This window comes from Oceanobacillus sp. J11TS1 (assembly GCF_018333215.1).
Taxonomy (GTDB): Bacteria; Bacillota; Bacilli; order Bacillales; family Amphibacillaceae; genus Oceanobacillus.
In genome coordinates, this window is sequence record NZ_BORO01000007.1 from 20,793 (window position 1) to 36,389 (window position 15,597).

Here is a 15,597-nt window from a genome sequence, read left to right on the forward strand (position 1 = left end):
GTTTGCCCTGGATTTTTTCTAGTTCAAATGTATAAAATCTTTTTAAGTGGGAAAGGCTTATAGAATCGGGAAAAATCACGATTCGACAATTTGCTTTTCTATAGTTTATCAAAATTCCTTCATCTGCACAATCTAAAATCACAATGTCCTTGTAATAGCTTTGGTTTTTAGAAGCTGATTTGATCCTATGTTTCAAAAAGGAGCCTTACAACAAGGTAGTGATGAACAGAGTGAATGATAGGATAACTAATTTATAGTTTTGTTTTTTAAAGAACAGATGATTAACTCAGACGTTCTTTTAAATATGAGTTACATTTTGTAGAAAGTACTACTAAAATGGATGATTTAAGGGGTGAAGCAGTTGACAGGTCAACTAGTTCAGTATGGACGGCACCGCCAACGCAGGAGCTATGCACGTATTAATGAAGTGTTAGAATTACCTAACCTAATCGAAATTCAAACCGCTTCTTATAAATGGTTTTTAGAAGAAGGTTTGAGAGAAATGTTCCAGGACATTTCTCCAATTGAAGACTTTACAGGAAATCTATCACTCGAGTTTGTGGATTACAGTTTGGGTGATCCGAAATATCCTGTAGACGAAGCAAAAGAGAGAGACGTGACATACAATGCTCCCCTTCGCGTGAAGGTTCGTTTAATTAATAATGAAACCGGAGAAGTAAAGGAACAAGAAGTATTTATGGGTGACTTCCCATTAATGACAGAAACGGGAACTTTTATTATCAATGGAGCAGAGCGTGTTATTGTATCACAGCTTGTACGTTCACCAAGTGTTTATTATAACGAAAAAATTGATAAAAATGGTAAACGTGGCATCGCGACAACGGTTATTCCTAACCGCGGGGCATGGCTGGAGTTTGAAACGGATGCAAAAGATGTTGCTTATGTTCGTATTGATCGTACTCGTAAATTACCGATCACCGTTTTATTAAGAGCGTTAGGATTTGGAACAGATCAAGAAATTGTTGATGTGTTAGGCGAGAACGAGTATTTACGAAACACGTTAGAAAAAGATAATACAGAGAATGCTGAAAAAGCTCTTTTAGAAATCTATGAACGCTTGCGTCCTGGTGAACCGCCAACAGTAGATAATGCGAAGAGTCTATTAGTATCTCGTTTCTTTGATCCAAAACGTTATGACTTAGCCCATGTAGGCCGCTACAAAATGAATAAAAAGCTTCATATTAAGAATCGTTTATTCAATCAAGTGTTAGCAGAGCCAGTTGTAGATCCAGAGACTGGAGAAGTTATTGCGAACAAAGGCGATCGTTTAGAAAGAAAATTATTAGATAAGATTTTGCCTTATCTTGAGCGTAAAGAAAACCGTTTCGGAGATACAACAATTACGCCGCATGACGGAGTGTTGGAAGAGGATATAACCATACAATCTGTGAAAATTCTTGATCCGACAGATCCGAATGGAGAGCGTGAACTAACTGTTATTGGGAACGGGGAAGTAACAAAAGAAATTAAAAATATCACACCAGCTGATATTTTAGCTTCTATCAGTTATTTCTTTAACTTGCTGCATCAAGTAGGAGATACAGATGACATCGATCACCTAGGGAACCGTCGTCTGCGTTCTGTTGGTGAATTATTACAAAATCAATTCCGTATCGGGTTATCTCGTATGGAACGTGTGGTTCGTGAGAGAATGTCTATTCAGGATACTTCTAGCGTCACCCCACAACAATTGATAAATATTCGTCCAGTAATTGCATCTATCAAAGAATTCTTTGGCAGCTCTCAGTTATCACAGTTTATGGACCAAACAAACCCATTAGGCGAATTAACGCATAAGCGTCGTCTATCAGCGCTTGGACCTGGTGGTTTAACGCGTGAACGTGCTGGATTTGAAGTGCGAGATGTTCACTACTCTCACTATGGTCGTATGTGTCCGATTGAAACACCAGAGGGTCCAAACATTGGTTTGATTAACTCCTTATCCAGTTATGCACGAGTAAACAAATTTGGGTTTATTGAGTCACCATATCGTCGTGTTGACCCTGAAACAGGAAAAGTAACCAACAAAATAGATTATCTTACAGCGGATGAACAAGATCATTATGTCGTTGCACAGGCCAACTCGCCATTAGATGATGATAACTATTTTGTGAATGAAGAAGTAACAGCTCGTTTCCGTGAAGATAATATCATCGTTTCTCGAGATAAAATCGACTATATGGACGTATCTCCAAAACAGGTTGTATCAGCTGCGACTGCGTGTATTCCATTCCTGGAAAACGATGACTCCAACCGTGCATTAATGGGAGCGAACATGCAACGCCAAGCGGTTCCTTTAATGAATCCAAAGGCACCAATTGTGGGTACTGGTATGGAATATGTAAATGGTAAAGACTCTGGTGCTGCTGTGATTTGCCGACACGATGGAATTGTGGAACGTGTAGAAGCGAAAACCGTTATTGTCCGCCGCATTTCCAATGTAGATGGCAAAGAAGTAGAAGGCGATATAGATCGTTACGGATTACAGAAGTATAAACGTTCCAACCAAGGTACTTGCTATAATCAACGTCCAATTGTTGCAGAGGGAGACCGTGTAACAAAAGGAGAGGTTCTTGCTGATGGTCCTTCGATGGAAGATGGCGAATTAGCATTAGGCCAAAATGTTCTTGTCGGCTTTATGACTTGGGAAGGTTATAACTACGAGGATGCAATCATCATGAGTGAACGTCTTGTGAAAGATGATGTATATACTTCCATTCATATTGAAGAATTTGAATCCGAATCTCGTGATACAAAACTCGGACCGGAAGAAATCACAAGAGATATCCCTAACGTCGGGGAAGATGCACTTAAAAACCTTGATGAGCATGGAATTATTCGTATCGGTGCAGAAGTAACTGACAGTGATATTCTTGTAGGGAAAGTAACACCTAAAGGAATGACGGAGCTTTCAGCAGAAGAGCGCTTATTACACGCTATTTTTGGTGAAAAAGCTCGTGAAGTCAGAGATACATCTCTACGCGTTCCACATGGTGGCGGCGGCATCGTATTAGATGTAAAAATCTTTAATCGCGAAGATGGCGATGAGTTACCACCGGGTGTAAATCAGCTTGTTCGTGTATATATCGTTCAAAAACGTAAAATTCACGAAGGAGATAAGATGGCAGGTCGTCACGGTAACAAAGGGGTTATCTCTAAGATTTTACCAGAAGAAGATATGCCATTCTTACCAGACGGGACACCAATCGATATCATGTTGAACCCGCTAGGGGTACCTTCACGTATGAATATCGGACAGGTATTTGAGTTGCATTTAGGAATGGCTGCTAGACAGCTTGGATTACATGTGGCCAGTCCAGTATTTGATGGAGCAACAGAGGAAGATGTTTGGGAAACCCTTGAAGAAGCTGGTATGCCAAGAGATGCGAAAACGATTCTTTATGATGGACGCACAGGGGAAGCTTTTGACAACCGTATATCTGTAGGTGTTATGTATATGATTAAACTTGCACACATGGTTGATGATAAGCTGCACGCTCGTTCAACCGGACCATACTCTCTTGTAACGCAACAACCACTTGGCGGTAAAGCTCAGTTCGGCGGACAGCGTTTTGGTGAGATGGAAGTTTGGGCATTAGAGGCTTACGGTGCTGCATACACACTTCAAGAAATCCTAACTGTTAAATCAGATGATACAGTTGGGCGTGTGAAAACATATGAAGCTATCGTAAAAGGAGATAATGCACCAGAACCAGGTGTACCTGAATCGTTTAAAGTACTCATCAAAGAGCTTCAAAGTCTTGGTATGGATGTGAAGATGCTCTCTAGTACAGAAGATGAGATTGACATGCGTGAGCTAGAGGATGAAGAAGGTCAAACATCAACAAAGCTTAACATTGAAGTGGAAGAACCACTAAATCAATAAATAAAATTTAGTGCAGCAATGGTTGAGGGTCACCCTTGAGCCATTCTGCGCTTTCTATACAACAATACTTGATTTAGGGGATACATTTCCCCGCTGGATCTTAGTAGAGTTAATCAGGAAAGGAAGTGCCCGTCTCTTGCCCTTAAGAATTAGGTGAGGGTAAGGACGGTCATGCACACTGTGATAAAATTCATTCGGAACGGAAGAAAACCCCTTTTGAGTGAAGTTTCATTCTATACTATCGGAAGCATAAATTTTCGTTGTAGGTAGTATAAGAAAATCCCAGACTTTCGCCAAGATATGACGATTAGCCAGGTTTTCTCATACTTTCTTAACTTGTTAAAAGGGAGGATTGCCCCTTGTTGGATGTAAATAATTTTGAGTACATGAAAATAGGGCTTGCTTCACCAGAAAAGATTCGTTCTTGGTCTTATGGTGAAGTGAAAAAACCAGAAACGATTAACTATCGTACCTTAAAGCCGGAAAAAGACGGTTTGTTCTGTGAACGTATCTTTGGACCGCAGAAAGATTGGGAATGTCACTGTGGTAAGTATAAGCGCGTTCGTTACAAAGGTGTTGTCTGTGACCGTTGCGGCGTAGAAGTCACAAAAGCCAAAGTACGCCGTGAGCGTATGGGACATATTGAACTTGCTGCCCCTGTATCACATATTTGGTACTTTAAAGGAATCCCTAGCCGTATGGGGTTAGTCTTAGATATGTCTCCACGTGCACTAGAGGAAGTTATCTATTTTGCAGCATATATCGTAACAGATCCAGGAAGCACGCCTCTTGAGAAGAAACAACTGCTTTCTGAAAAAGAGTATCGCTCTTATTATGATAAATACGGTAATAACTTTAAAGCCCAAATGGGAGCAGAAGCTATCCGTAAATTATTACAAGATCTTGATTTAGAAAAAGAAGTTGACGCATTACGTGAAGAGTTGAAGACAGCTCATGGTCAACGTCGTACACGTGCAATTAAACGTTTGGAAGTAATGGAAGCATTCCGTAATTCTGGAAACGACGCAAGCTGGATGGTTTTAGATGTTTTACCAGTTATCCCTCCAGAAATTCGTCCAATGGTTCAATTGGATGGCGGACGTTTTGCTACTTCCGATTTAAATGACCTTTATCGTCGTGTAATCAACCGTAATAATCGCTTAAAACGTCTGCTTGATCTAGGCGCTCCAAGTATTATTGTTCAAAATGAAAAACGAATGCTTCAGGAAGCTGTAGATGCTTTAATCGATAACGGGCGCCGTGGTCGTCCAGTTACAGGACCAGGAAATCGTCCATTAAAATCTCTTTCTCATATGTTGAAGGGGAAACAAGGTCGTTTCCGTCAAAACTTGCTGGGTAAACGTGTGGATTATTCTGGTCGTTCTGTTATCGTAGTAGGACCTCACTTGAAAATGTATCAATGCGGATTGCCAAGAGAAATGGCATTAGAATTATTCAAGCCATTTATTATGAAAGAATTGGTAGCTAGAGGTCTTGCGCACAACATTAAATCAGCGAAGCGAAAAATTGAAAGAGTGCACCCTGATGTATGGGATGTTCTAGAAGATGTTATTAAAGAACATCCAGTATTGCTAAACCGTGCACCGACCCTTCATAGATTGGGTATCCAGGCGTTTGAGCCTACGTTGGTTGATGGCCGTGCAATCCGTCTGCATCCGCTTGTATGTACTGCATACAATGCTGACTTCGATGGAGACCAAATGGCCGTTCACGTGCCGCTTGGAGCAGAAGCACAAGCAGAAGCCAGAATTTTAATGCTGGCAGCACAAAACATCCTTAATCCGAAAGACGGAAAACCAGTTGTTACACCATCTCAGGATATGGTATTAGGAAACTATTACCTTACACTAGAACGAGAAGGTGTTGTTGGAGAAGGTTCTTACTTCAAGGATACAAGTGAGGCATTAATTGCTTATCAAACTGGTTATGCGCACTTGCATACAAGGATTGCAGTTCAAGCATCTAGTTTAAATAACAAAACATTTACGGAAAAACAAAATAGCCAGCTATTGCTGACAACAGTTGGTAAGTTAATCTTTAATGAAATTCTTCCAGATTCGTTCCCTTATATGAACGAGCCAACAAAGGTGAATCTAGAAGAAAAAACACCAGAGCATTATTTTGTGGACCCTGGTACAAATATTAAAGAAGAAATTAAAAACCGTGAAGTTGTTAAACCATTTAAAAAAGGTTTCCTAGGCGATATTATTGCTGAAGTCTTTAAACGTTTCAAAATCACCGAAACCTCTAAAATGCTTGACCGTATGAAAGATCTAGGATTCAGCTACTCTACAAAAGCGGGTATGACTGTTGGTATCTCTGACATCGTAGTATTACCTGAGAAACAAGGTATCTTAGAGGACGCGCAAGCAAAAGTAGATAAAGTCTTAAAACAATTCCGTCGTGGTCTTATCACGGAGGAAGAGCGTTATGACCGCGTTATTGCTATCTGGTCAGAAGCAAAAGACGTTATTCAAGATCGCTTGATGGGATCATTAAGTAACCGAAACCCAATCTTTATGATGAGTGATTCCGGTGCCCGTGGTAACGCATCAAACTTTACGCAGCTTGCTGGTATGCGTGGATTGATGGCCGACCCAGCTGGTAAGATTATTGAGATTCCAATCAAATCAAGTTTCCGTGAAGGCTTAACCGTAATGGAATACTTTATTTCTACGCATGGTGCACGTAAAGGGCTTGCCGATACAGCACTGAAAACAGCCGATTCAGGTTACTTGACTCGTCGTCTTGTAGACGTTGCCCAAGATGTTATCATCCGTGAAGCAGATTGTGGAACGGATCGTGGCTTGAAAGTTGCTGCACTCGTAGATGGTTCAGAAGTTATTGAACCGTTGTTAGATCGTTTAATCGGCAGAACAGCGTTCGAGAACGTGAAGCATCCAGAAACTGGCGAACTGATTGTGGAGAAAAATGAACTTATCCATGAAGATGAAGCCAAAGCTATTGTGGAAGCTGGTATTGAAGAAGTTATTATCCGCACAGCCTTTACTTGTAACACGAAGCACGGTGTATGTCAGAAATGTTATGGCCGCAACTTAGCTACTGGATCAGATGTAGAGGTAGGAGAAGCGGTTGGAATCATCGCAGCTCAATCTATCGGTGAACCAGGTACACAGTTAACCATGCGTACCTTCCATACAGGTGGGGTTGCTGGTGACGATATTACACAAGGTTTACCACGTATCCAGGAGTTATTTGAAGCTCGTAATCCGAAAGGGCAGGCTATAATTACTGAAATTGATGGTACTGTACTTGAAATGAAAGAAGTAAAAGACAAACAAGAAATTGTTGTCCAAGGCAATGTGGAACAACGTAGCTATGCTGTTCCTTACAATGCTCGCTTGAAGGTTCAAGAAGGCGATCAAGTGGTTGCTGGGCAAGAGCTTACAGAAGGTTCTGTGGACCCGAAAGAACTTCTTCGCGTAAAAGGTGTTCAAGGTGTTCAAGATTACTTGCTTAAAGAAGTACAACGTGTATACCGTATGCAAGGGGTAGAGATTGGTGATAAACACGTCGAAGTAATGGTTCGCCAAATGCTTCGTAAAATCCGTGTTGTTGCAGCCGGAGATACAGATGTATTACCAGGTTCCTTGCTTGAATTACATCAATTCAAAAATGCGAACCAAAAAGTATTTACAGAAGGTGGAGAACCTGCAACAGGTCGCCCGGTATTACTCGGTATTACAAAAGCATCGCTTGAAACAGATTCCTTCTTATCAGCTGCATCCTTCCAGGAAACAACTCGTGTCCTAACAGATGCTGCTATTAAAGGAAAACGTGATGAATTGCTCGGCTTGAAAGAGAATGTTATTATTGGGAAACTTGTTCCAGCTGGTACAGGGATGCCGCAATATCGTACATTAGAAGCTGAACTTGATTTACCGGAATCTGATGAAGAAACAACAGATGAAGTAAGTACGCAAAGAGTTTAAACTAAATTTCATTTAAAGGGAGACTGCTCCCTTTAAATGATAGGAGGGATTTGCCTCCCATCCTGTAAGTCATTATTGGAAGCACCCTAAAAAAATACCATGGACATATTGACAAACAATGTAGGGGATGGTACTATATTCAAGGTGCTTCCGATTATGCTTGCAAAAAGTAATTTTCGGATGCGATCCGTAATCGGAATGTCGGTTTATTTTAAACGATATCAGCAAAGACAATCTAAGGATAAGATGAAAGTTTTTTCGCAAATGTTTTGTGAGAGATTTTTTTATCATTAAAAATGAACCACCTGGATGTGTGGTATTACAAAATAGATTGTTATTTGATTACTAACCCTATATCGAGAGGAGGAAAATAGAATGCCAACAATTAATCAGCTAGTGCGTAAAGGTCGTGTGTCAAAGACAAGAAAATCTGACTCACCTGCACTTAACAAAGGCTACAACAGCTTTAAAAAGAAAATGACTGATCAAAGCTCTCCACAAAAACGTGGTGTATGTACTCGTGTGGGTACACTAACTCCTAAGAAGCCAAACTCTGCACTTCGTAAATATGCGCGTGTACGTTTGTCTAACAACATGGAGGTAACTGCATACATCCCTGGAATTGGCCACAACTTGCAAGAACATAGTGTTGTTCTTATCCGCGGTGGTCGTGTAAAAGACTTACCAGGGGTACGTTATCATATCGTACGTGGGGCACTTGATACTGCTGGAGTAGAAGGCCGTATGCAAGGACGCTCTAAATACGGAACTAAAAAACCTAAACAAAAAAAATAAATGAATAATTCATATAAAGGAAAGGAGGATGTACAATGCCTCGTAAAGGTCCAGTACCAAAGCGCGATGTGTTACCAGATCCGCTTTATAACTCTAAATTAGTTACACGCCTCATCAACCAAATCATGATTGACGGAAAGCGTGGTAAAGCACAAAAAATTCTTTATAATGCGTTTGAATTAGTTGCTGAAAGAAGCGGCCAAAACGCTATGGAAGTTTTTGAACAAGCAATGAAAAACGTTATGCCAGTACTTGAAGTACGTGCTCGCCGTGTCGGTGGTTCAAACTATCAAGTACCAGTGGAGGTTCGTCCAGAACGTCGTCAAGCTTTAGGATTACGTTATATTGTTAACTACTCTCGTCTACGCGGAGAGAAGACAATGGAAGAACGTCTTGCTAATGAAATTCTTGATGCTTCTAATAATACAGGAGCTGCTGTTAAGAGAAGAGAAGATATGCATAAAATGGCAGAAGCGAACAAAGCATTCGCTCACTACCGTTGGTAATACAAATCTAACAAACGCTTTTTATAGGAAGGAGAAGAATACATGGCTAGAGAGTTCTCCTTGGAAAAGACACGTAATATCGGTATTATGGCGCACATTGATGCGGGTAAAACCACCACTACTGAACGTATTCTTTTCTATACAGGACGTATTCATAAAATCGGTGAAACCCATGAAGGTGCTTCACAAATGGACTGGATGGAACAAGAGCAAGAGCGTGGAATCACAATTACTTCCGCTGCAACAACTGCTGCTTGGAAAGACCATCGTATCAACATCATTGACACACCTGGACACGTAGACTTCACAGTTGAAGTAGAACGTTCCCTTCGTGTACTAGATGGTGCGGTAACAGTTCTTGATGCACAATCTGGTGTGGAACCACAAACAGAAACAGTATGGCGTCAAGCGACAACATACGGTGTTCCGCGTATTGTTTTCATTAACAAAATGGACAAAACAGGTGCTGATTTCTTGTATTCAACAAATACATTAAAAGAGCGCCTTGGTGCAAACGCACATCCAATCCAAATGCCAATTGGTGCAGAGGATGAATTTAGTGGGATTATTGACTTAATCACAATGGAAGCTCATATCTATTTAGATGATTTAGGCCAAAAATCGGACACTACTGAAATTCCTGCTGAGTTAAAAGACGAAGCTGAAGAGTTACGTGCTAGCTTAATTGAAGCAGTAGCGGAAACTGATGAAGAATTGATGATGAAGTATCTTGAAGGAGAGGAAATCTCTAACGACGAACTTACAAATGCAATTCGTCAAGCAACACTAAACGTAGAATTCTACCCAGTACTTTGTGGTTCTGCATTTAAAAACAAAGGTGTTCAATTAATGCTAGACGCAGTTATCGATTATCTTCCTGCTCCAACAGACGTGCCTCCAATTGAAGGTATTGTTCCTGGTACAGAAGAAAAAGTAACTCGCCCATCATCTGATGACGAGCCATTCTCTGCGTTAGCATTTAAAGTTATGACGGATCCTTATGTTGGTAAACTAACATTCTTCCGTGTTTACTCTGGTACGCTTCAATCAGGGTCTTATGTTAAGAACTCTGTAAAAGATAAACGTGAGCGTATCGGACGTATCCTGCAAATGCATGCCAACTCTCGTGAAGAGATTTCTGTTGCTTACTCAGGTGAGATTGCAGCAGCAGTTGGTTTGAAGGATACTTCAACTGGTGATACACTATGTGACGAAAAGAATCTTGTAATTCTTGAGTCTATGGAATTCCCAGAACCGGTTATCTCCGTTGCTATTGAACCTGAAACAAAAGCAGACCAAGATAAAATGGCAATTGCATTAGCTAAACTTGCGGAAGAAGATCCTACTTTCCGTACAGAAACAAACCCAGAAACTGGTCAAACTATCATCTCTGGTATGGGTGAGCTTCACTTAGATATCATCGTTGATCGTTTGAAACGTGAATTTAAAGTTGGTGCATCTGTTGGTGCTCCGCAAGTTTCTTACAGAGAAACTTTCCGTGCTTCTGCTGAAGTAGAGGGTAAATTCGTACGTCAGTCTGGTGGACGCGGACAATTCGGTCATGTTTGGATTAAATTTGAGCCAAACGAAGAAGGCGCTGGCTTTGAATTTGTTAACAATATCGTTGGTGGTGTCGTTCCACGTGAATACATCCCAGCTGTTCAACAAGGTATTGAAGAATCCATGGAAAATGGTGTCCTTGCTGGTTATCCATTAATCGATGTAAAAGCTACATTATATGATGGAAGCTATCACGATGTCGATTCCAATGAAATGGCATTTAAAGTAGCTGCTTCTATGGCACTTAAAGCTGCTAAAAATAAATGTAACCCAGTTCTGCTTGAACCAATGATGAGAGTAGAAATTGTTGTTCCTGAAGAATACATGGGCGACATCATGGGTGATGTAACATCTCGTCGTGGACGCGTAGAAGGTATGGAAGCCCGCGGAAATGCGCAGGTAGTTAAAGCATTCGTACCACTAGCAGAAATGTTTGGTTATGCAACTGCTCTACGTTCGAACACACAAGGTCGCGGAGTGTACACAATGCACTTTGATCACTATGAAGAAACACCGAAAAGCATTACTGAAGAAATTATTAAGAAAAATGCAGGTCAATAATTGATTTTTTCTTCAATCTAACGTATAACATTTAATAAAGGCTAGGAAATTCTTAATGATTTTCCTAGCAAATAAAAATTGCTATATAATTAAAGGAGGAACTATAAATGGCTAAAGAAAAATTCGACCGCTCGAAAAGTCACGTAAATATTGGAACAATTGGTCACGTTGACCATGGTAAAACAACTTTAACTGCTGCAATCACTACTGTAATGGCAAAACGTAATGGTGATGGTATTGCAATGGCTTATGACCAAATTGATGGTGCTCCTGAAGAGAAAGAACGCGGAATTACAATCGCAACTTCTCACGTAGAGTACGAAACTGAAACTCGTCACTATGCACACGTTGACTGCCCAGGTCACGCTGACTATGTTAAAAACATGATCACTGGTGCTGCACAAATGGACGGAGCTATCCTTGTAGTATCTGCTGCAGATGGTCCAATGCCACAAACTCGTGAGCATATCCTACTTTCTCGTAACGTTGGGGTACCTTCTATCGTAGTATTCCTTAACAAAACAGATATGGTAGACGATGAAGAACTACTTGAATTAGTTGAAATGGAAGTTCGTGATCTATTATCTGAATATGACTTCCCTGGTGATGATGTACCAGTAATCAAAGGTTCTGCTCTTAAAGCTCTTGAAGGCGATGCAGAGTATGAAGAAAGAATCGTAGAATTAATGGCTGCAGTTGACGATTATGTTCCAACTCCAGACCGTGACACTGACAAACCATTTATGATGCCTGTTGAGGATGTATTCTCAATCACAGGTCGTGGTACTGTTGCTACAGGCCGTGTTGAACGTGGACAAGTTAAAGTAGGGGACGAAGTAGAAATCATTGGTATTAATGAAGAATCTTCTAAAACTACAGTAACTGGAGTAGAAATGTTCCGTAAGCTTCTTGACTATGCAGAAGCTGGAGATAACATCGGTGCATTACTACGTGGTGTTGCTCGTGAAGATATCAACCGTGGACAAGTGCTTGCTAAACCAGGTTCAATCACTCCACACACTAACTTCAAAGCTGAAGTTTATGTATTATCAAAAGACGAAGGTGGACGTCATACTCCATTCTTCTCTAACTACCGCCCTCAGTTCTACTTCCGTACTACGGACGTAACTGGAGTAATCCAACTTCCAGAAGGAACTGAAATGGTTATGCCTGGAGATAACATTGAAATGAGTGTAGAACTTATTGCACCAATCGCGATTGAAGACGGAACTCGTTTTTCTATCCGTGAAGGTGGACGTACAGTTGGATCTGGCGTTGTATCTTCTATCCAAAAATAATACATTCTTTTCATGCAGGAAGACAGCGTGACGACGTTGTCTCCCTGTTCCAAATTAAAAAAGAACCTTCGATAAATTATCAGCTGATTATCGAAGGTTCTTTTTCTTATTGTTATACAAAAACTTTAGGATGCTCTGTTGCGATACGACGAAAACATTTATCAAGACCATTTAAAACGATAGAATGTGTAATAAAAATATGTTGATTATTTTCAAATTCCCTGTGAAAGCATATTGCTGGTTATACTTGTAGCTATAAAAGCACATTCATCCGTATTGACTAACTGATGATGGGAAAGTGCTTCATTTGGACGGGCAAGTCCCATAGATACACATCGATTCCATTGTTCATCCGAATTAGGAAGTAACCTCGCCTGCATTTCTCCACCTAAACTTTTTCTCCGACAGCTGCCAGAACTCCTTCAGGTGCACCGCCAATACCAATAAATAAGTCTGCATTCCCTTGTCGTTGTATGCATGTTGAAATGGCAGGAATAATATCTCCCTCTTCAAACAATTCCGTTCTGACGCCTAAAGCACGTGCTTCTTCTATCCAATGGTTGTGTCTTTCCCTGTCTTGTGTAATCACTTTTAATTCTTCGAGCTGTTTTCCCTTTGCCTCTGCAATGATGCGCAAATTTTTCTCCAGAGAAAAGTCAATATTAATTTTACCGGCTGCTTCGGGTCCGGTTACAATCTTCTCCATATACATATCAGGAGCATGAAGCATTGCTCCTCTCTTTGCAATGGCAATGACGGCAATCGCATTATTTTTTCCTTTAGAAGTAGAGGTAGTCCCATCAATTGGATCAACAGCTAAATCGATACATTCCCCGTTACCGGTACCGACTTTTTGCCGATAAACAGCATAGGTGCTTCATCGATTTCTCCCTCACCGATAACAATTTCCCCGTCCATAGGGATTTTATTTAGTTGGGAACGCATCGAATCTGTCGCTGCCTGATCAGCTTCTATTTTATCTCCGGTGCCAATCCAAGGATATGTTGCAAGTGCGGCTGACTCTGTAACATGAAGAAATTCTTGAATGAACTGATTCATAACTGCCAACTCCTTTAGAATTTTTATCTCAACGAATACCCATAGGGGGTGAAAAAACCTGCTGAATATTAGTTCCCCTTTATCTGCTAAGCACAGTTACGTCTTAGCAGGTGAAAAAGAAAGATTAAAAATCGACTTAAAGAATAATAAAATGAGTATTAAGTTAATAGTAATATAACTTTCATTTTATATCAAAATGTTTCATTTATTGTCGATTGATATTATTAGTTTTTGTTTTTGGTTACCTCATCACAATAAGTTGCAAAAAAGGAGCTCCTCCAATAGATATGAATTTGTTATGATAAAAGAGCAGTAAATTAAAATACGTGTTATCGAATTGGATATATAATCAGGAGTTTTGTGATGGGAGAGAGAAGATGCTTTTTAATACTAAGTACAGAGAAGAGATTATAGAAGCTGTATTTGAAAAAACAAATTTTTGCTTTGTTGTAGTCAATGAAGAAGGGCTGATTACGTATTTAAATAAGAACTACTGCGATTTTATTGAAGTAACATTAGATGATGTACTGGGTAAACACGTCACAGAGATTATTGAAAATACAAGAATGCATATTGTTGCAAAGACGGGAACAGAAGAAATTGCTGATTTGCAGTATATCAAAGGGAATCATATGATTGCTAATCGCATCCCGCTGTTTGCCGATGGGAAGCTGGTTGGAGCTGTTGGCACCGTGCTTTACAAAGACACCGAGGAATGGAAGAAAATGAATTCGCACGTGAAAGCTTTGTTATTAGAAATTGAAAACTATCAGAAGAAGTTACGTAATCCAAGAGGGGCGACATACTCATTAAACGATATTGTCGGGAGCTCTGTCCAAATAAATGACATTAAAGAAAAAATTAAAAAGGTTTCATCTGGAGATGCTTCTATCTTGTTAGAGGGAGGCAGCGGCACTGGAAAGGAGCTCTTTGCACATAGTATTCATCAATTGAGTGAACGCAGTGCAAAACCCTTTATAAAAGTGAACTGTGCAGCAATTCCAGTCGATTTACTGGAGTCTGAATTATTTGGCTATGAAGGCGGAGCGTTTACAGGGGCTAAAAAAGAAGGAAAACGGGGTAAATTTCAACTGGCTGATGGGGGGGACCCTCTTCCTGGATGAAATTGGAGATATGCCATTAACGGCACAAGTGAAAATCCTCCGTGCGCTGCAGGAGGGAGAGATTGAAGCTGTTGGAACGGAAAAGACACAGAAAATCGATGTCCGAATTATTTCTGCAACAAATCAGTCAATAGAAGAGCTGATAAAGGAAAATCGTTTTCGGGAAGATCTTTACTACCGGATTAATGTAATTTCTATTAGGATTCCTCCACTAAAGGAGAGGGCAGAAGATATTCGGGTAACTGCCAAATTTTTGCTTAGGAAAATCACACAGCGTACAGGAAAACGAGTGGTCAGCTTCAGTGATGCGGTAATGCATTTTTTTATGCATTATGATTGGCCGGGAAATGTCCGTGAGCTGGAAAATGTGATTGAATCGGCAGTACACCTGACAAATACAGAAATGCTTGAACTGGAAGATTTACCGGATCATATGCAGCAAAGCCTCTATATATCGAAAGAAGTCATGGGGTTGAAAGAAATTATAAGTAGAGCAGAAAAGCAAGCTATCATACATGCTATCCAAAAATCCAATGGAGATAAGATAAAAGCTGCTGATTTACTCGGAATCAGCAAGTCGAGTTTTTATGAAAAAATAAAAAGGTATGATTTATCGCAGTAACGGCCCGATTGGTTTAACTAACCTTTAGTGGAGGAAAGGAAATAGACTAAGTTCGCGACGTCCTGGAACTGGGACTGCGTTTACTCGTCCCACCGAGGAGCTTTTGCGATTATTCGTCTCGCCGTAAAGAATGGTGCGTCGAAAAACCTCCACTGAAGGAAGTTTCACTTTATAGATTCCGGAAACGTGGA

General features: G+C 40.4%; 7 protein-coding genes and 2 pseudogenes. 8 read left to right on the forward strand and 1 reads right to left on the reverse strand.

What is annotated here, in order from left to right:
• Positions 1-361: 361 nt before the first annotated feature.
• The 6 genes from rpoB (at position 362) to tuf (ending at position 12,601) form a co-directional block, all read left to right on the forward strand.
• Complete coding sequence (rpoB, locus tag KI343_RS07445; protein WP_212925805.1) at positions 362-3,907, forward strand: DNA-directed RNA polymerase subunit beta; 3,546 nt, start codon at positions 362-364, stop codon at positions 3,905-3,907.
• Between the two features lie 359 nt (positions 3,908-4,266).
• Positions 4,267-7,881, forward strand: a complete 3,615-nt coding sequence (gene rpoC, locus KI343_RS07450) for a DNA-directed RNA polymerase subunit beta' (protein ID WP_212925806.1) — start codon at positions 4,267-4,269, stop codon at positions 7,879-7,881.
• 375 nt (positions 7,882-8,256) lie between these two features.
• Positions 8,257-8,676, forward strand: coding sequence for a 30S ribosomal protein S12 (rpsL, locus tag KI343_RS07455; RefSeq protein ID WP_212925807.1), 420 nt, complete (start codon positions 8,257-8,259; stop codon positions 8,674-8,676).
• A 35-nt stretch (positions 8,677-8,711) separates the two neighbouring features.
• Positions 8,712-9,182, forward strand: a complete 471-nt coding sequence (gene rpsG / locus KI343_RS07460) for a 30S ribosomal protein S7 (RefSeq protein WP_040985105.1) — start codon at positions 8,712-8,714, stop codon at positions 9,180-9,182.
• 42 nt (positions 9,183-9,224) lie between these two features.
• Entirely contained in the window at positions 9,225-11,303 is a 2,079-nt protein-coding gene (fusA, locus tag KI343_RS07465) for an elongation factor G (RefSeq protein WP_212925808.1), read from the forward strand.
• Between the two features lie 107 nt (positions 11,304-11,410).
• Complete coding sequence (gene tuf, locus KI343_RS07470; RefSeq protein ID WP_212925809.1) at positions 11,411-12,601, forward strand: elongation factor Tu; 1,191 nt, start codon at positions 11,411-11,413, stop codon at positions 12,599-12,601.
• A gap of 212 nt (positions 12,602-12,813) precedes the next feature.
• Here the strand turns inward: tuf and glpX are convergent.
• Positions 12,814-13,660: pseudogene (gene glpX / locus KI343_RS20455) on the reverse strand (class II fructose-bisphosphatase).
• 456 nt (positions 13,661-14,116) lie between these two features.
• Between glpX and KI343_RS07480 the strand changes: the two are divergent.
• Both KI343_RS07480 and KI343_RS20065 read left to right on the forward strand, forming a co-directional pair.
• Positions 14,117-15,169 (forward strand): annotated as a pseudogene (locus tag KI343_RS07480) (sigma 54-interacting transcriptional regulator); the annotation flags it as partial.
• 81 nt (positions 15,170-15,250) lie between these two features.
• Positions 15,251-15,406, forward strand: a complete 156-nt coding sequence (locus tag KI343_RS20065; RefSeq protein WP_244856847.1) for a helix-turn-helix domain-containing protein — start codon at positions 15,251-15,253, stop codon at positions 15,404-15,406.
• Positions 15,407-15,597 lie beyond the last annotated feature (191 nt).

Coding starts and splice junctions, on each gene's coding strand:
- rpsL (WP_212925807.1), top strand. CDS start 8,257: ATGCCAACAATTAATCAGCTAGTGCGTAAAGGTCGTGTGTCAAAGACA.
- rpsG (WP_040985105.1), top strand. CDS start 8,712: ATGCCTCGTAAAGGTCCAGTACCAAAGCGCGATGTGTTACCAGATCCG.
- fusA (WP_212925808.1), top strand. CDS start 9,225: ATGGCTAGAGAGTTCTCCTTGGAAAAGACACGTAATATCGGTATTATG.
- tuf (WP_212925809.1), top strand. CDS start 11,411: ATGGCTAAAGAAAAATTCGACCGCTCGAAAAGTCACGTAAATATTGGA.
- KI343_RS20065 (WP_244856847.1), top strand. CDS start 15,251: ATGGGGTTGAAAGAAATTATAAGTAGAGCAGAAAAGCAAGCTATCATA.